11 protein-coding genes are annotated in these 18,158 nt (G+C 56.3%); 6 read left to right on the top strand and 5 right to left on the bottom strand.

The window, feature by feature from the left end:
- The first annotated feature begins 274 nt into the window (after nt 1-274).
- Both SH421x_RS13935 and SH421x_RS13930 read left to right on the top strand, forming a co-directional pair.
- The gene (locus SH421x_RS13935) at nt 275-1,033 is read left to right on the top strand and encodes a hypothetical protein (protein WP_488856386.1); all 759 of its coding nucleotides are present in this window, start codon (nt 275-277) and stop codon (nt 1,031-1,033) included.
- 297 nt (nt 1,034-1,330) lie between these two features.
- Nucleotides 1,331-1,891, top strand: a complete 561-nt coding sequence (locus SH421x_RS13930) for a superoxide dismutase family protein (protein WP_488856385.1) — start codon at nt 1,331-1,333, stop codon at nt 1,889-1,891.
- A gap of 60 nt (nt 1,892-1,951) precedes the next feature.
- On the opposite strand, the gene SH421x_RS13925 is transcribed toward SH421x_RS13930, so the two are convergent.
- Entirely contained in the window at nt 1,952-3,097 is a 1,146-nt protein-coding gene (locus SH421x_RS13925; protein ID WP_488856383.1) for a XylR family transcriptional regulator, read from the bottom strand.
- Nucleotides 3,098-3,255: 158 nt separating this feature from the next.
- On the opposite strand from SH421x_RS13925, the gene SH421x_RS13920 reads away from it, so the two are divergent.
- The gene (locus SH421x_RS13920) at nt 3,256-4,353 is read left to right on the top strand and encodes an N-acetyltransferase DgcN family protein (protein WP_488856382.1); all 1,098 of its coding nucleotides are present in this window, start codon (nt 3,256-3,258) and stop codon (nt 4,351-4,353) included.
- Nucleotides 4,350-5,384: a dipeptide epimerase gene (locus SH421x_RS13915; protein ID WP_488856381.1), complete on the top strand. Its 1,035-nt coding sequence runs from the start codon at nt 4,350-4,352 to the stop codon at nt 5,382-5,384. The genes SH421x_RS13920 and SH421x_RS13915 overlap by 4 nt, the downstream gene beginning before the upstream one ends.
- A gap of 110 nt (nt 5,385-5,494) precedes the next feature.
- Here the strand turns inward: SH421x_RS13915 and SH421x_RS13910 are convergent, their stop codons facing one another.
- From SH421x_RS13910 to SH421x_RS13895, 4 genes are all read right to left on the bottom strand, one after another.
- Nucleotides 5,495-8,866: an efflux RND transporter permease subunit gene (locus SH421x_RS13910; protein WP_488856380.1), complete on the bottom strand. Its 3,372-nt coding sequence runs from the start codon at nt 8,864-8,866 to the stop codon at nt 5,495-5,497.
- Nucleotides 8,867-8,915: 49 nt separating this feature from the next.
- Nucleotides 8,916-10,073: an efflux RND transporter periplasmic adaptor subunit gene (locus SH421x_RS13905; protein WP_488856378.1), complete on the bottom strand. Its 1,158-nt coding sequence runs from the start codon at nt 10,071-10,073 to the stop codon at nt 8,916-8,918.
- Between the two features lie 67 nt (nt 10,074-10,140).
- The gene (locus SH421x_RS13900) at nt 10,141-10,728 is read right to left on the bottom strand and encodes a TetR/AcrR family transcriptional regulator (RefSeq protein WP_488856376.1); all 588 of its coding nucleotides are present in this window, start codon (nt 10,726-10,728) and stop codon (nt 10,141-10,143) included.
- 100 nt (nt 10,729-10,828) lie between these two features.
- Nucleotides 10,829-15,817: a PVC-type heme-binding CxxCH protein gene (locus SH421x_RS13895; protein ID WP_488856374.1), complete on the bottom strand. Its 4,989-nt coding sequence runs from the start codon at nt 15,815-15,817 to the stop codon at nt 10,829-10,831.
- 304 nt (nt 15,818-16,121) lie between these two features.
- Here SH421x_RS13895 and SH421x_RS13890 point away from each other — a divergent pair, with 304 nt between their 5' ends.
- On the top strand, nt 16,122-17,624 hold the full coding sequence (locus SH421x_RS13890) for an AlkA N-terminal domain-containing protein (protein ID WP_488856372.1): 1,503 nt from the start codon (nt 16,122-16,124) through the stop codon (nt 17,622-17,624).
- Nucleotides 17,608-18,126 (top strand): methylated-DNA--[protein]-cysteine S-methyltransferase, encoded by a 519-nt coding sequence (gene ogt / locus SH421x_RS13885; protein WP_488856371.1) that lies wholly within the window; start codon nt 17,608-17,610, stop codon nt 18,124-18,126. The genes SH421x_RS13890 and ogt overlap by 17 nt, the downstream gene beginning before the upstream one ends.
- Nucleotides 18,127-18,158: the final 32 nt, after the last annotated feature.

Raw genomic sequence — 18,158 nt, 5'->3', positions numbered from 1 at the left:
ATTTCCGCCCAGCAACTCTGTTTCTCTCGGAGAGAAACAGAGTTGTTGTTTTTCGAAAGCGGACCGACAAAACAAAAGGATAGGCAATCTGGTTAATTTTCAAATCCTCATTTCTTAATCCCGCGCCCGGAGAAGAGCGTGTGATTTTGCCCGCTTTCTGTTTTTTTCAATTTGGTCTGTAACAAACGGGTCAGGTTCTCGCTGAGCATGTTAGAGACGCAAACAACCGCTCTCGGCAACACAAAAAACCAACCTACCCTCAAGGAGCTTTCCCATGAACTTCACGACCAAAAACATTGTCATGCTGATCGCCGTCGTCGCCTTGGTTGCTGCCCTTTCGACCCAATCTGAAGCCGGCGGTTGCCATAGCAGCGGTCGCGGACACAGCCACGGCGGGTTCTCGGCTTCGATCCACCGCCAGAGCCACTACCGTCCGCAGTACCAACAACCGCAGTATCGCCAGCCAACCTACCAGCAACCGATCGCTATTCCGCAGCAGCCGATCTCGCAGCAGGGTCAGCCGCAACAACCAACCCAGCAGGGTCAACCCTTCGCCGGGGGCCAACCGCAGCAACAGGGTCAACAACAGCCAGCTCAGGCGCCGCAACAACAAGCTCAGCAGCAACCGGCCGCCGCCACGCAAACTCCGGCAACTGGTGCGATCAACGCCGAAGCCTCGGCGTTGGAAGCTTTGGGAGGTTTTGCTCCGCCGCAAGCCGTATCGACCAAGCCGGTTGCTGAAACCGCTGCACTGCCGATCCACGTCGGTCGTTGGTCGTCTACTCTGGCCAACGGAGCTCGCATCCAACTTGATCTGAACGCCAACGGTAGCTTCAGCTGGTCGGCCTCCAACAAGGATGGAGCTTCCAGCAGCTTTGAGGGAACTTACGAAATCAACAACGGCTCGCTCACTTTGATCCGCTCGACCGACAACCAAAAGCTGGCTGGATCTCTCGAAACCAGCACCAACGACGCGTTCAGCTTCCAACTGGCCGATCAAAAGGCGGCCAAGCTGCAATTCGTCCGAGCCTAGATCGCAACCAATCGCCGCCCACGGCCAGCCGTTCCGATTTTAATCATCGGAGCGGCTGCTTGGCGTTCGAAACAAGGTAGGATGAAAGAGAAGAGTTGCATGAAATTTGCCTGATCGTTCGACGCTCAAGTCGATCGGAGTCGTACCACTCGCAGTTGGCCAACATCAGCCAACTGCTTAGGAGCCGCTCGAAACCTCTCCTTGCAGTACGCTTCGCCCGATGGCATACGATTTGCCGACATTCTTCTACCGTTCCATAATCGTCCCATGACTTGTCCTTCTCGAAAGGAAGAACCAATGCTGAAACCTATCCTAATGTTGACCGCCGTCTCGATCCTCGGCCTGGCGTTTTCCCCGGCCCTTGCCGCCGAACATGGCGATCACGCCGCCAAAATGACCGCGCCCAAAGCGGCGATCGCCGTGTTGATCCCAACCGAAGGAAATAGTGTCCAAGGGGTGCTTCGCCTGAAGATGGTGGGGGAGTCGCTCGAAATTACCGGACAAGTGACTGGACTAAAGCCTGGCGAACATGGTTTTCATATCCATGAGTTCGGCGACTTGAGCGCTGCCGACGGAACCGCTGCCGGTGGCCACTACAATCCCAGTGGGCATGACCATGGCAGTCCCGACTCAGGCGATCATCACGCCGGCGACTTGGGCAACATCACCGCCGATGAACAAGGAATCGCAACGGTCAACAAGGTCTCTAAAGACCTGAAGTTGTCGATGATCCTGGGACGCTCGTTTGTCGTCCACGCTGGCGTTGACGATTTGAAGAGCCAGCCCTCCGGCGATTCTGGCCCGCGTGTCGCCGTCGGCGTGATCGGCTACGCCAAAGAAGCCGCGCCGATGAAATAACAAGATCTGCGTGCCACGGCTCACGGAACCGTGGCACGCTTTTTTTTGCTGATTGCTTACTTACGCGTATTGGGCACGCCATGCTGTTGGCGTGACGCGGTGTTGTTTTTGGAACGCCGTCGAGAAATGTGCACTTGTTGCAAACCCGCACAGTCGGGCGATCTCGGCGATTGCTAAACTCGATTCTAGTAACATGCTTTTGGCGCGTTCCAAACGAACGCGGCGGATTTCCTCGGCCGGAGAACGACCGAGTTGAGTGCGAAAACGCTGTTCAAGCGAGCGGCGCGAAATCGGAAACTTTCGGACCAGTTGATTCACTTGCAACCCTTGATCGGCGTGTTCGCGGATGTAATGCAAAATCGCCAGCAGTTCGCTGTCGGCGATCGCCAGCATGTCGGTCGATTGACGCTCGCAGATGCGCAGCGGCGGGATCAAAATTGGCTCTGCTGGAATCGGAGAGCCGGTCATCAGTCGCGACAACAATTTGGCCGCTTCGGTTCCCAACGCCTGACAACCCAATTGCACCGCCGAAAGTCGCGGCCAGGCAAGATTACAGAGCAAGTCATCATCGTCACCGGCCAGGATCGCAACTTCGTCCGGCACGCGGATTCCACCCAGATCACAGATCTCGGCTAACTGCCGTGCGGGATAGGGATCGGCGGCGAACACGCCAAGTGGTCGCGGCAGTTTACTTAACCATTGCATCACTTGTTGATGCTCGACTTCCCAACCTTGGCGAGCCTCCTGCGAACCAAACGTAGAGCAACGAAACCCTGCTTCCTGCAATTGGCGTGCAAAGATCAGGGCTCGCTGATCCGAGTAACGCCCCAGCGGCGGAGCATAGCAGGCAAAGTGCCTTAGCCCGCGTTGCCGCAGATGGTCGATCGCCATTTGCACGCGGCGCTGGTCATCGGTCGCAACACGACCAAACCATGGTTCGCTGGGCAACATCAGCGAAACATCAACCGTCGGCAAACCAACCCGCCGCAAGTGGGTCGCCAGCGCTCGCGTGCGCAGATGAACGATCACGCCGTCGCCGCGCCATTTTTTCGGCAGCCGCATCCGATTTTCTGAGTCGCGTGGGGCTATTAACAAGCGCCAATGTTGCTGACGCGCAAAGTTGCCGATCGCCTGGACGACGCTGCGCCCCCAGCTATCGTCGGTTTCGATCAGTACAGCAACGCGGTGGTGGTTTTCAGACGACATTCAACAACTTAACCAGCGGATCAGGGAGGCGGACGAAACTCCTGCGCAATTTTGATATCTTTGTGCGCTACTGCGCATTTTAATCAGAAGCCGATCAAGATACGATCAGCTATCGAGATTCTGATTTTCCCTTCAGCCCGCGCTTTGAGCTCCCGTTTATGAAAACCGCTGTTATTTCAGAGCCTGCAACCGCATCAATCGGTCAACGCCTTCGCGAGCATCATCGGATTGTCTTGCTGACCGATGGCTATTCGTCTCCGTTTCTCGCCAAAACCGCGATCAGTATGTTGCGTTATCGCAGCGAAGATGTGGTCGCGGTGCTAGAGTCCAACACCGCCACGCGGACCGCGCAAGCAACTTTCAACGCCGGGGGAGATATTCCGCTGGTCGCCGATCTGGCGCAAGTTTCCGAGGTTGACGCAATCTACATCGGGATTGCTCCTCCTGGAGGAAATCTTCCCCCCGCTTGGAAGCCGATCTTGCTCGAGGCGCTGCGGCGAAATATCGACGTCGTTTCGGGACTGCATGACTTTTTAATTGATGATCCCGACTTGGTCCAAGCAGCCCAAGCGAGCGGCGCCAGCTTGATTGACGTTCGCCGCAATCGCTTTCGCGAGATCGCCGATGGCCAGCCGTTCCGCCGCGGCTGCATTCGGATTCATGCGGTCGGGCAAGATTGCAGCCTCGGCAAGATGGTCGCTTCGCTGGAGGTCGAGCAAGGACTCCGTCAACTTGGTCACAACAGCGCGTTTATCGCGACCGGTCAGACCGGCATCATGATCTCTGGCAGCGGCGTGCCGATCGACTGCGTCGTAGCAGACTTTGTAAACGGTACGATTGAACGATTCATCCGTCAAAACGAAGAACATGACTTTTTGCTGATCGAAGGGCAGGGGAGCATCTCGCATCCCGCTTACTCGGCCGTAACGCTGGGGCTGCTGCATGGCGCTGCGCCAGACGGTCTGATCTATTGCTACGAAGCAGGCCGCGAACAGGTCAAAGGCCTACGAGACATTCCGCTCCGTTCGCATCAAGAGCTGCTAAAAGCGTACGAGGTAACCGCCAACTTGCGTCATCCGTGCCGCATTATTGGCGTCGCGGTCAACACGCGCACGTTAAGTGAAGAAGCGGCGATGGCCGAACTAGAGCGGGCGAGAAACGAGTTTCAACTGCCGGTTTGCGACGTTTATCGCACCGGGGCCGCAGCGCTGGTCAACGCGGCGATCCAACTTCGTACCGAGGTGCTCGCCCAATGAAGATGACCCTCCACCGCTTGCAGTTGCCGCTGCAGCATGAATTTACGATCTCGCGCGGTTCGATCAGGTTTCAAAACAGTCTGGTCGTCGAACTAGAGCAAGATGGGATCTCTGGCTTTGGCGAAGTGACCGAGAACAGCTTTTACGGGCAGACGATTGATGCGCTAAGCGATGCGCTAACCGGCGCAACAGACTTGTTAGACGCGTACGAGACCGAGTCACCAGAGGAAGTGTGGCCCGTCGCTAAAAGTCGTCTGCAGAATATGTTCGCCCTTAGCGCGCTCGACATGGCGGCGCATGATCTGTCGGCGCGCAAGGCTGGCGTCCCGCTGTATCAGCAATGGGGACTTGTCTGGCAAGCTGTGCCGCGGTCGAGTTATACCATCGGCATCGACACCATCGAAACGATGATCGCTAAGTTAAATGAGCAACCCGGCTGGTCCGTTTACAAGATCAAGCTGGGCGCCAAAGATGATATGGCGATCGTCCGCGCGCTGCGTGAGCAAACCAATGCGACTTTCCGGGTGGACGCCAACTGCGGTTGGTCGGCCGAGCAAACCATCGCCTACTCGCAAGAGTTGGCCGATCTAGGAGTAGAGTTCATTGAACAGCCGCTACCTAACAAGGCGCCGGCCAGCGAGATGCGGCAAGTATTTCAACATTCGGTGCTGCCAATTATTGCCGACGAAAACTGCCAGATTGAAGAGGACGTAGCGCGGTGCGAAGGCTTCTTCCACGGCATTAACGTCAAACTTTGCAAATGCGGCGGATTAACGCCGGGCCTGCGGATGTTGCGGATGGCGCGACAACGGGGTCTAAAGACGATGGTCGGCTGCATGATTGAAAGTTCGATCGGCATCAGCGCCGCGGCGCATTTGGCGCCGCTACTAGACTATGCCGATCTCGACGGTGCGGTGTTGCTAAAGACTGATCCGGCGATTGGCGCGGTAATCGATAAAGGGGAGATTCGGCTTGCGGATGCCCCCGGCGGCGGCGCTCGACTGAAAGAGTCGATCAGCGTCGGTTTATAGCGCACTTGCGCCGCAGCGTGATTTATCGCCCAGTAAAAAAATAGGCGGTCTTCTCCCACCAAGAAGACCGCCGAAGGGCGGCAAGGTTATTCACACTTGCACCCGATAAATTACGCCGTAGTTGCTTCGTCCAACTTGATCGGTCCGCGAATTTCAAACAAGACGCTCAGCAACACCGGCACTAAGAACATGGTAAAGATGGTCGAGACAACTAAACCGCCGACCACCACCGCGCCCAAGCCACGATAAAGTTCGCTGCCTGAGCCCGGCATCAACACCAACGGCAACATGCCGCCGACCGAGGTGAGCGTGCTCATCAAGATCGGGCGGACACGACTTTCGACCCCCTTGGCGATCGCTTCTCGCGGCGTGAAGTGCGACGTGTCTTCCCCTTCTTCGGATCGTCCCTGGAGGATGTTGATCGTTTGGTAGACGATCAAAATTGCGTTGTTCACCACGACGCCGGCCAAGATCACGAAGCCGAGAATCGTCAACACGTCCATGTTTTGAATCGGCATGTATCGATCGACCAAGCTCCAATGATGGACCAGCGCCAAACCGGCGAACCCGCCCAACAGGGCCAGCGGCACGCTCACCATGATCACCAACGGATAGGTCCAGCTTTGGAAGAGCACCACCATCAGCAAATAGACGATCAACAGCGCGAGGAAAAGCGAACTGCCGAGCGTGCCGATCAACGTTCCGTCGCCCATCAGCGCTTTGCGAATCTGCGCCAACTGACCGGCCGAACCGGCCAAATTCACGGCGACTTCCGGTGGAATGGCTCCTGCTTCACGCATCGACGCCACCATCGCATCCACTTGGTCGATCGCTTCTTGCAAGGGCAATCCGGCAGGCGGGGTCAGCTGCAACGTCACCGCGCGCTGACGATCGGCATGTTTAATCTGATCGGCTGCTTCCACGCGTTCGATCGACGCGAGGCTTTGAAGATCAACAACGCGCCCTTCAGGAGTCGCGATCGGCGAGTTGTGTAACGCATAGATCGGATTACCCGATAAGGCGTCTTGCGTGACGATCTTGAGGTCCTTCAGTTCACCACCGACATCAAACGCGCGAACCAGCATGATGCCGTCGCCGTTGGCCGATACTGCTAACCCAAGATCCCGCCGCGACATGCCGACATCTTGCAGACGTTCGTCATTGGGCGTGATGCGAAGTTCAGGCGTCGGTAGCGAAAAGTTCGCCGGCACCGGCGTGACCGCCATCGGTCCGTACGACTGAGCCAGATTGCCAAACAACGCACCGGCCGCTGCCGAAACCTTATCAAGATTATCGCCGATCAGGTCAATTTTGATCGCTGACCCGGTCGTTCCCCCCACGCGAAACAGCGGCAATTGAAAGGCGAAGTTAATCACATCCGGTGCATTGGCGCCGGCGGCTGCCGCGTTCATCAGCGGCAGTGCGTCGACCACCCGTTTTTTGTCTTGCGAAATGCCGACTTGAAACACGCGTCCATCCCACGCAACCAAAAAGTAGTGATCCAGCGGCGGCGGCATGACCTTCTCATCGCTGCCGTACATCGGATAAGGGACGCGTTGATCCTCGCCATTCCATTCACCGCCGCGCTCGGCTGCTTCGGCGCCAAACTTATCGCCGGCCGCTTCCCAAGCTGGTTTGATCACAGTTTCTAAGCGGTCACCCAGCTCTGATAGCTGATCGACGTTGTAGCCTGGAGGAGGAATCAGCAGACCAAATACGATATTTCGGTTGCCCAGCGGCAAATAGTCAAGCGGCGGAATCAACATCCAAGTGCCGATCACCGTCACCGCAGCAAACACGCCGATCACCGTCAGACGAGTGAACCAATTGCCTGTCAATCGATAGACGATTCCGCCAATAATTTGCGGCAAGTTGGTCGCCGCTTGCAGCACCGCAAGCCCGCGTCCAATCCAACTTTTGCGTTTCGGAGCGGTTTCAGGTTTCTGCTTCGCCTCCGGCTTTCGCTTGATCGAAAGCCACTGTCCGGCCGCCGCCGGAATTACCGTCGTCGAGACGATATAGCTAACACCAACCGCGGCCATGATCGCCAGCGCGATATCGCGGAACAATTGCCCCGCTTGTTCTTCAATCAGCAAGATCGGAAAGAACACAACTAGCGTGGTCAACGTTGAAGCCAGCACCGCCGACGCGACCTCCTGCGTTCCGTCAATCGCCGCTTGCTTGGAGTTTTTACCCATCTCTAGATGGCGGAAGATGTTCTCAATTACGACGATCGCGTTGTCGACCACCATGCCGACCGCAAACGCCATCCCGGCCAACGAAATGATGTTCATCGTCCGCCCTAACATTACCATCACGACGACGGCGACCACCGTCGAAATCGGAATCGCAATCGCAATGATCCCGATTGTCCGGACCGAGCGCAGAAACAGCAGTAGCGTCATGATCGCTAGCAAGCCGCCCACAATAATATTGCTTTGCACCAGATCGATCGCATCGACCACATAGGTGGTTGCGTCGTAGGTTTGCACCAGTTCAAACGTGCCGTTCACGCCCAGCGATTTGGCTTCTTGCTCCAAAACGCCGCCGGGCTCATTCAAATAGGCGACTTCGGCGTTGATCGCGCTCATCGTTTCCAGCAGGTTGCCGCCGCTTTCTAGCATAAAGTTGAAAAACGGCATCCGCTGACCACGAGCACGCACCCACTCGGTCATCTCTTTGTGAGTTTCGACCACTTCGGCGACATCGCGTAGATAGATGGGACCGGTCACTTCGCGACGAATCACCAGACCTTCGACCCATTTAGCGTCACGAAATCGGCCTACCGAGCGCACGCGAATATCGCTCTTGCCATCGGGCAATTTGCCGCCAGAGAAGTTGCCGTTGTTCATCTGCAACGCATCAACCAACTCGGCATAGGTAATGCCGCGCTGGGCGAGAGCAGTTGGATTGACGCGGACCTGGACTTCTTTCTCGCGTGCACCGCGAATACCGACTTGCGACACGCCGTTGATCCGCTCGAAACGAGGGCGCAGTCGGCGTTCCATAAAGTCATAGAGCGTCGTCGCGTCAAAGTTAGGATCAGTCGATGAGAGTCCGATCCACGAGATATAATCGACTGATTCAGGGTCAAAATCTTCGATCTGCGGTTGATCGACCCCGCTGGGGTAGCCAGGGACTTCCGACAGTTTCTGATCCACTTCCGACATCGCTTCGTCGATGTTGGTTCCGGTTTGAAATTCCAACCGAATCTGTCCGCTGCCAGGCTGGCTCATGCTGGTCATCGCCACCAGACCGGCCAAATCGCCAAGCCGTTGCTCTTGCTCTTCGATGACGTCGCTTTCAACCTCTTGGGCCGAAGCATTTTCCCAATAGGTGCTGACCGAAATGACAACCGACTGGACTTCTGGAGTCATCTGAATCGGCACGCGTGCGAAGGCCATCACCCCCGCTAACACCGATAAAATCACACCGACTGCGACGGTGATCGGCTGTTTGACCGACAACTGAATAAAGTTCATCAATAGCGTCCTGAAACGATAATTCTCGTTACGTCATGCTCGCCGCCGATTAGCGGGGCTGGCGATCGATTTTCGCACCGGCTTGCAGCGCCGGCGCCGATACTTTTGTCACAGCGATCGGCGTACCCGGCAGCATCCGCTCGTTACCTTCAATAATCACCAAATCGCCGGGGGCCAAACCGATCGCCTCGACTACGACCCAGTGGCCGGTCTCAAACTTCACCGTGATCGGCTGGCGAACGGCGGTCGTTCCTTCGGCGGCGGTGACGGTTTTGTAAACAAACGTCGATCCTCCTGAGCGAACGACAGCATCTTTGGGAATGGTCAGATCGTCTTGCTCGGGGCCAATCGGCAACCAAGCGTCAACCGACATCCCCGGCGAGAGTTCGTTCTGCGGATCGGCGATCGTCAGCACATACTGAAACGTTCGCGTGCGAGGATGCACTTCGTTCACTCGTTTTGCCGAGGCGGCGATAAATTGCTTGTCGCTGCCGACAAGCTTCACCGCCGATTGATTCGCGTGCTGGCTCAAGACGCCGGCATAGCGTTCCGGTATTTCGAGCCAGGCTTCGATCTCACCGGTCGAGACCAATGTGACGAACGGTTCACCTGCTTTGATCCATTCGCCGGGCTGGGCAAGTCGGGCTATCACCTGAGCGTCGTAGGGAGCACGAACCGTCGTGTCGTCCAAGCGAACCTGGTAAAGCTCGAGTTGGCGTTTGATTTCGTCAATGCGGCGCTGGTCGGTCGCCAGACGAGCCTCGGCGACGGCGACTTCCGTCTCATTATGTTCATGTTGTTGCTGCGAGATCGCGTTGCGACCGACCAGACTGTTGGATCGCTCCAGATCTAGCTTGGTTTGTCGTAGTTCGGCTTCGCGTTGTACAACCAGCGCTTGGGCGGTTAACAGAGCGGCTTGCATCTCGCCTTGCTGGGCTTCCAGTCGGCGCGAATCGACTACGGCGATGATATCGCCTCGTTTAACGGCGGCGCCTTCGCGGACGGTCACTTCCAAGACGCGGCCATCTTCTAGCGCCGCGACGCTGCCGCGCGAGATTGCTCGTAAACTTCCGGTAAATCGATGATGGGGTTGAACTTTACGAAGCTCGACCGGAACGGCGCGAACGGAGACCGGCGGCATTTGCGCCCAAACCGGCGTCGCAGAGAGTGCGATAACGGTGAGCATCGGAATCGTAAAGCGGTACATTGAGGTTATCTCCAATTGTCCAGTAGACCAGTCGTCTCAGTTTGGATGCAGCAAAAGGTAAGAGGTTTCACCCTCGCGGCGGAATTAAAACGTCGAAGATAAAGTGTAGGAACTCGTCGATCGGTGCGACGTCGTTATTGACCTGCACGCGGATCAAAACTCCTTCAAACGACGAGATCATGAAGTCAGACAGCGCTTCGGCATCTTGGTTCGGATCGATTTCGCCTGATGCTTGCGCTTCACGCACGCATTGGGCAATAATCGATCTCCATTGATCCCAGCCGCAGCGAACCGCCGATTGCATTGGTTCACTCAGCGTACCGATCTCCAGCGCCAACTTAGAAATTAGACATTCTCGGCGAAATCCGACCGACAACAGATGCTCGCGCGCCCATTCGTAATATGCGCGAAGTCGTTGGACAGGCGTCTTGGTTCGATCCGATAACCGTTGGCGCAGAGCCTGGATGTTCTCGTCAACCGACTTCTCAATCACCGCAATTCCCAGTTCTTCTTTCGACTTAAAGAAGTGGTAGAAGGAGCCTTTTGGGACGCCAGCTTCTTTGAGAATCTCGTTGAGCCCAGCGCCGTTATAGCTCTTGGCGATCATCGCCTCGCAGCCGGCCTCGATGATGTTTTGTTTGGTTTCCGACGTCATTGCATCCCTTTGGCTCCCGGCCTGGTGAGTGCCACTATAGTAGACCAGTCGTCTCGAGAGGGCAATTGGTAATATCCGCAAAGCCAACAGCTGCTATCAGCTACTTCTTTGGGAGGGGGGACTTCAAGAATTCGAGCAGATTGGACATCTGCGTTAAATCAATCTCTTTCTCCAGCCCCTCAGGCATCAGCGACTTTTCGCTGGTCTGGAAGAGATCAATTTCGCTACGCGGGGTCTCTTGCAGCTTTCCATCGGCCAACTGCAATACGATCGATTCCGAAGATTGACTCGCGACCACACCAATCAAAGATTGTCCGCCGAGGGTCAAAATCTGACTCGCGGCGTAACGCGGCTCTACTTTGCCGCTCGGATGGAGAATGTCATACAGGATCGCTTCCCGCGGTCGATTTAACGAGTCGGCCAGGTCAGGGCCAACGCTACGGCCAGACTCTTCGGTCGGCACATGACACTTGGCGCAGTTCTTCAAAAAGACTTCGCGGCCGGCGATGGCGCTGCCGATGGTGCGCGGCGCTTCTTCATAGATGGCTAACACGGCGTCCCGATCTGTCGAAGCTGCTTTGCCAAATAGCTGAGCGGCCGATGTGCGGATCGATTCGATCCGATGTTCATGCAGCGCTCGCTGTTGATCTAAACTGACGGCCGCAGCCGCAATTGTGCCCGCTTTGATCGCGCTCAGTAGACTCTCGGCGCCAAGTTGGCTCTTCAACAAGTGCGTCAACGCCGCATCGTGCGACTGCGGCTCTAGTTCGGCCCAGGCCGAAAGCAGCAGTTGGGCCCGTTTCTCGTTCAACGCGCCACCCAGCGCATCAATCGCCGCCAGCTGCACCAGCGGCGGAAACCGAGGGTGAAGCAACTCGGCGAAAAATTCGTCCTTCGCGGTTGAGAATCTCGCGAGCAACAAGATCGCTTCGCGTCGATCCGGCAATGGCTGCGCGTCATCCAGCGCCACGTCCGCCAATTGATCTGTAAGCGTTTCCCAGGGGGGACCGCTTTGCTTGAGCAACGCTTCCAACTGGGCGTTGTTGTTCAGTCCTTCGGCCAGCCCTGCCAACAGCACGATTTGGCGATGTGGCGCGGAGCCGGATAGCGCAAGTTTCACCAACGCGGCGGTTTCTTGCTGATCCTTGCGAGCGCCCACGACCTTCGCCAGGCGTTTTTGCATCGCGTCTTCGGTGACGCTGTTCGCAGCTTCCGTCCCTAGCTTCGCGAGGATCTCGCCGCTGCAGGTCTCGGTCGCCGTCATGATTGCATCCGCAAAATTTGGGTCAGCGCCATCGCTGATCGTTAGTTTCGCCAACACATCAACGCGGCGAGGATCGGCGGTCGCTCCCATCGCCAGCGCCAACTGATAACGGACAAACGGATCTTTGTCTCCGGCCAGCGGCAGCACCGCGGTCAGCAGTTCGGGATGGTTATTCCATTGGCGACTCGCCAGCTCGATCGCAGCCGCGCGAACGTGCGGGTTCTCATCACTCAAAGCGCTTGTGATCAACGGAGACTTCAGTTGACCGAGACCGGCCAACGTCCAAATCGCATGCAAGCGGGCCAGGGGATATGTGCTGTTGTGAAACAGCTGTTCAATCGCCGACGCCGCGTCAGTGACTTGACCTTCTACTAACAACTGCTGTGCTTCGCGACGTCGCCAACCATTGGTGTCCCCCAACATCGCGACCAGATCCGCGGTTGATTGGGGAGGCGTATATGCTCGGTCCGTCTGCTTGCCATCTGCGACAATGCGCCAAATGCGCCCCCGATCATCTCCTGCGCGCCAATCCAATTGGGCGGCGATTTCCGGCGGCAAAAATTTTGGATGTTCGACCCACAAGCGATACATGTCCGCCAAATAAAGGTTTCCATCCGGAGCATTGGCTAAACTGGCCGGGCGAAACCAAGTATCGGTCGACGCCAAGAAGTCTGCGTCTTCTCGTGCTCGGATCGAAGTCAAACGAGCGCCTTCACGTTTAACAATCGCACGCGTCACCAAGTGCCCAATCGGCTCGCAGGCGAAGACGCTCTCTTCCATTGCTTTGCCCAGCGCATCGCCCACATAGGCAGTCGTTCCACAAGCCGAGGTATGCGTACCGGCATGCGAAAGCCAATTGCTCTTCATCGCGACCAGCGGAAAAACCTTGGAATCGCCGCCAGCTGGAGCCACGTCATACTGTTGAGTGTAAATCGGCGAGAAGCGATTGCGCCGCAATTCTTCGTAGGTCATTGGCGCGGCGATAATTGGATTGCGATTGGTGCTGAACAGTCGATCACCCCAAGCGGTGATGGTGTTGCCAAACTGCCCTGTGCCAGCGGCCGGGCCAAACTCGCGCGTGAGGGGATCAAACCAAAATTCGGTGCGCGGCATCGCGAACGGCTCGGAGTCTTTGCCCCCTTGCGTGATCTTGCCAACGCCATAGTTGAGATAGATCTTGTTATCCATTCCCCAACGTGGATTGCCGATTTGCATTTGCGGGTGGGCCGGTAAGAAACCGTCAAACAAAACTTCACGCGATTCGGCGACTCCATCGTCATCTGCGTCTGTCAGCAGCAACACTTGAGTCTGAGCGCAAGCCAAAACTCCGCCGGCATACGGCATCAAACTATGACAGAAAGTGAGATGGTCGGCGAAGAGAGTTCGCTTATCCATTTGGCCGTCGCCATTGGTATCTTCCAACATCACGATCCGCGACAACGGCGGCGCCTTTTCGTCGGCGGGGCCAATGGGATAATCGCTATACTCAGCGACAAACATCCGGCCGCGAGCGTCAAATGCGATCGCTACCGGATCCATCACCACAGGCTCGGCCGCGACAAGCTCGATCTTGTAGCCGGGCTCAATCTTGAACGCGGACAATTGCTCCGCCGGCGACTTCGGCCCCGGCGTCTTATCGCTGATCCAATGACGTCCCCCTTTGGTCTTTTCGTCTTCACTAAGCGGCGCCGCGTCTGTTAAGTCCGACGCTTTCGGCGTTCCATCGGCAGCAAGTGAAGCGATCTCGGTTGCGTTGAGAGCCCGATCAAATACGGCGATCTCATCCAAGCGGCCTTCCCAGTTCGACTGATTGTCGCTTCGCCCGCCAAAGTAGGTATCGTCAAACGAGGCGAGCTTCGCCGCGTCGGCCGTGATTTCTAGCTTTCCGTCGAGATAAATTTGGATCTTGCCGCCGGACTGAACCAGTGTGACATTGTTCCAGTTCCAACGCTCTATCGGCGTCTTGCCAAACAGTTGCGACGACTCTTGATCTCCGAGTTGCAGCACCAGCTTCCCAGCATTGTCTCCTTTGCCTGCAATCCCGAGATGGAGTCCATTCGGAGTGATACTGTCGGCGGAGTCACGCGAGAACATCCAGCCGGCGATCGGCCGCGCGTCGAGGTTTAATCCATTCCAGCACCAGATGCTGACACTGAAATCTGCTCCTAATTCTGGCGTTCTCGTCACCATCCGACCGCCTGCAAAGTGGGCGGCGCGATTGATTTCGGTCGCGGTAGAAAGCGCAGGCCCATCCGCTCCATCGAGATAAAAGACGACTCCATCTTCAAACGCGGCGTCTCGATAGTTGGTAGAAGCGTCTCGTGCCGTCGGCCCTTCCATATCATCCAACGGATAATGTCGCGCTGGTTTTAGCTCGGCGATGACCTTCGCCATTTCGCTATGCGGCGGGGTAGATTCACGTCGCGGTTTGCCGGTCACGGCTTCTAGCAGCTTAAGATCGGCGGCGACAATCTTAGGTTCAGCCGTCTCTTCTAAGCCAGCCGATCGAGCAGCCCAGGTGTTGTATCCCCCCAAGACATGTTGTTCGGGTGGGGGAATATAGCCGTCGCCGCCGTTGGCCAATTCAATCACCATGGTGTTCTGAAGTGGGCTCCGCTGCTTCAGCTTTAGTCCGGTCAAAGCATACGTTTCATTGGGAGTCGTCGCGATGGCGATGTCGCCAATACGAATTGCTTGTAAGACAATTTCGGTCGACTGCTTGTCATGCAGAATTAACTGCTCGCGAGCGTACACCTCTTCCGGCGTTTTGGGCAGCCGATCTCCCATCGCAGTCACAACGCCTTGGGCCCAGGTCAGGCGTTCGTTGCTTGGTACGCGATAGTTGAGTCGCATTCGCGTTTCGGCCATCGCGATTGTCACTTCACTTTGATACTTGATGCTCGCAAGCGCTCGCTCGGTTCGGTCGACCATTCCTTCGACAAATCCGTCAAAGGTTTGATTGGTCCCGGCACGATAATCAACGCGCCAGATATCACCGCTGCAGCCATGCGACATGACCGCAACAAAGGGAGGCTTCTCTTCGCTTTTCTGATTCAACTTCGCTTCGATCGCGCGGCAATAATCTCCAAAGTAATCGGAAGCGCCTCCACCGCCGAAATAGTGCATCGAGAAGTTCGCAAACATCGCAATCGGTCGCCCATCCAGGGCTTGAAACGAGATGATCGATAGTTGCGGATCTTCGGGACCGGACTCTCCGGTGACGTTCAGTATGTTGTTCTTCGCCGTATGCATACTGGCACGCACCGACTTGTTGCCGAACGGGTCTTCACGCATTTGATCGGGGCCTAAAATCCAGCGACGCAGAGCCGTAAACTCGTTCGCGTCGGCCGTTCCGTAACCAACTTTCGCAGGCGCCAAGTTCCGCTGTGCGGTGATGATCGCTTCGGCTAGTTTGATGCGTAAATAAGGCGTATAGGTCTCGTCCGCTTCGGTCCCCAGCGCTCCCATCGACGAAGGTGCGCTGTGCGTGTGAGTCGCCGACATCATGATCCGATCGGTCGGAATTTTGGTCCGCTCAGAAGCCAGTTGCTTGGCGCTGTCAATCAGATCTTTCGGCAACATACAACTGTCGGTGACAACGATCGCCAGTTGCTCTTGGCCATCACTCACCACAATCGCGCGAGCGAAGATATTTTTCGGCTCGCCGGTGCGACTATAGAAACTGCCGTTGATCAGCACCGGAAATTGCTCCGGCGTTACATCAATTGCAGCAGCGCCAACTTGGAACTCGGCCCTCGCGCTGATAGCGAACGAAAGCGTAACGACGGCGGCAAATGCGTATACGAGACTGCGCAGTAGTTGCATCCGATCGACTCCAGTAGAACAGGCCTCAGGCAGGACGTTTGAGGCAGCTTGGAAGGTAGGTTGGGTTCATCAGGGATTTTATATTCTTCCCCCGATCGATCTCATGATATCTCGTTCCATCGAAAATTGCCAATAGTTCCTGTTCGGCAGTCGTATTTTCTATTCAGCAGCCGAAAATGCCCCCGCCTTATGGCTTGTTGGCTAAAGATATTTCCCGCAGCATAGCGCTAGCGACGCCAAAAATCTAACCATCCTGTCCGAAAACCGCGAGACGCTCTGCGGGGCTGTTTCTATATTGAAAGAGATGGAACTTAACCGCCAAGTCTGTTATCGAGCATTGCTCGCTCGCGATGAGCGCCACGATGGGCGTTTTTTCACTTGCGTGAAGACGACGCGCATCTATTGCCGCCCTGTTTGTCCGGCGACACCACCGAAATTGGAGAACTGCGAATTTGTCCGCTCCGCAGCAGCCGCCCAAGAAGCCGGCTATCGCCCATGCCTGCGGTGTCGTCCCGAAAAATCCCCCAGTTTGTGGGAGAGCAGCAACCATTCCTCTGCCGTAACGCGGGCCTTGAAGTGGATTGATGAGGGGGTCTTGGATGAAGAGAATGTCGCGGCGTTGGCGGAACGCTTAAGGATTGGCGAACGCCAACTGCGGCGTTTATTTCAACAGCATCTGGGCGCATCGCCCATCGCCGTCGCGCAAACTCGGCGAGTTCTGCTAGCGCTGCAACTGCTGCAGCAAACCGAGCTATCGATGGTCGAAGTGGCGCTGGCAAGCGGCTTTCAGAGCGTGCGGCGATTCAATGAAACCTTTCAAAAACTATACGATCGTCCACCAGCACAATTACGTCGACAGCGTCGCCTAGCAACCGGGCCCAGATCGCAACTCTCACTACTGCTTTCCTATCGCAAACCCTATGACTGGGCGAGCATTCGGCTGTTTTTCGCCGCTCGGGCGATTCCTGGCTTGGAACATGTGACCGAACAGGCCTATTCACGCACGATCGAAATCGATGGAGTGATTGGTTGCTTCCGAATTAGCGATGCGCCCGAGCAATCAGCGCTGTTGGCCGAAATTCAGTTTCCCAATCTGAAAAGCTTGCCGCAGATCATCGCGAGACTGCGGCGGATGTTTGATTTGAATGCCGATATCGGCGCGATCACGGCGGCGCTATCTCAAGATCGCATGCTGGCTCCTTTGGTTTCGCACCGACCGGGATTACGAATACCCGGCGCTTGGGACGGCTTTGAAATCGCAGTTCGCGCGATACTAGGACAGCAGATCACGGTGCATGCGGCTCGCAAACTCGCGAGCAAGCTGGTAGTACAACTGGGCGAACCGCTTGAAGATCCATCACTGCCGCTAGAACTAACGCATCGGTTTCCGTCGCCAGAGAACTTTCACATCACCAAGATCGAAAAACTAGGAATGCCGCGTGCCCGAGCAGCCGCGATCGCCAATCTGGCTCAGTTGACTGCAGCCAATCCGAGACTCCTGGACTCAATGGAAGAATTGGGAAATCCTACCGAAGAACTCTGCAAGCTGCCCGGGGTCGGTAAATGGACTGCACAGTACATCGCGATGCGAGTCCTGCGCGAGAGCGACGCATTTCTGGCGGACGATGTGGGGCTGCAACGCGTGATGGCGACCGAAGGCGTTCGTCCAAACGCCAAGCAGTTGCTGGCACATGCCGAAAACTGGCGTCCCTGGCGCGCTTATGCCGTGATGCATCTTTGGACTAGCGATTCGACCAGCACCAAGTTAACCCCAGAACAGGAGGACTCCAATGCAGTTCTCGCTTAGTCGACAAAACTCTCCGCTCGGCTTGATGCTGATCGTATCTGATGAGCAAGAGCAGTTGCGAGCCCTCGACTTCCATGATTACGAGTCACGGATGCACACTCTGCTGACACGACACTATGAGACGTACCAACTTGATGCAATAAAGACGCCGGCCAAGATCGCCGATGCCCTGGGCAACTATTTTGCTGGTGACTTAACGGCAGTGAGCGATTTGTCGGTCTGCACCGGCGGCACGTTGTTTCAACGGGAGATCTGGAAAGCACTTCGTACTGTGCCTGCCGGCGAAACACTGAGCTACGGCGAGCTTGCTCGACAAGTCGGACGACCCAACGCATCACGGGCGGTTGGTCTGGCGAATGGAGCGAATCCGGTTGCGATTGTCGTCCCTTGCCATCGCATCATCGGCGTCAGCGGCGCGCTGACCGGCTACGGAGGGGGATTGCCGCGCAAACGGTGGCTGCTAGAGCATGAGCAAAAGTATGCGTCGGTTAATGCGATTTAAATCAGCGTCTGGTTGTCAGCGATCGGTGGTCC

Source organism: Blastopirellula sp. SH421 (assembly GCF_057808535.1).
This window is presented reverse-complemented; position numbering and strand designations above follow the sequence as displayed.

Bases quoted from the DNA above. Each gene is read 5' to 3' on its own strand.
- SH421x_RS13935 (WP_488856386.1), top strand. From the start codon at position 275: ATGAACTTCACGACCAAAAACATTGTCATGCTGATCGCCGTCGTCGCC.
- SH421x_RS13930 (WP_488856385.1), top strand. From the start codon at position 1,331: ATGCTGAAACCTATCCTAATGTTGACCGCCGTCTCGATCCTCGGCCTG.
- SH421x_RS13925 (WP_488856383.1), bottom strand. From the start codon at position 3,097: ATGTCGTCTGAAAACCACCACCGCGTTGCTGTACTGATCGAAACCGAC.
- SH421x_RS13920 (WP_488856382.1), top strand. From the start codon at position 3,256: ATGAAAACCGCTGTTATTTCAGAGCCTGCAACCGCATCAATCGGTCAA.
- SH421x_RS13915 (WP_488856381.1), top strand. From the start codon at position 4,350: ATGAAGATGACCCTCCACCGCTTGCAGTTGCCGCTGCAGCATGAATTT.
- SH421x_RS13910 (WP_488856380.1), bottom strand. From the start codon at position 8,866: ATGAACTTTATTCAGTTGTCGGTCAAACAGCCGATCACCGTCGCAGTC.
- SH421x_RS13905 (WP_488856378.1), bottom strand. From the start codon at position 10,073: ATGTACCGCTTTACGATTCCGATGCTCACCGTTATCGCACTCTCTGCG.
- SH421x_RS13900 (WP_488856376.1), bottom strand. From the start codon at position 10,728: ATGACGTCGGAAACCAAACAAAACATCATCGAGGCCGGCTGCGAGGCG.
- SH421x_RS13895 (WP_488856374.1), bottom strand. From the start codon at position 15,817: ATGCAACTACTGCGCAGTCTCGTATACGCATTTGCCGCCGTCGTTACG.
- SH421x_RS13890 (WP_488856372.1), top strand. From the start codon at position 16,122: ATGGAACTTAACCGCCAAGTCTGTTATCGAGCATTGCTCGCTCGCGAT.
- ogt (WP_488856371.1), top strand. From the start codon at position 17,608: ATGCAGTTCTCGCTTAGTCGACAAAACTCTCCGCTCGGCTTGATGCTG.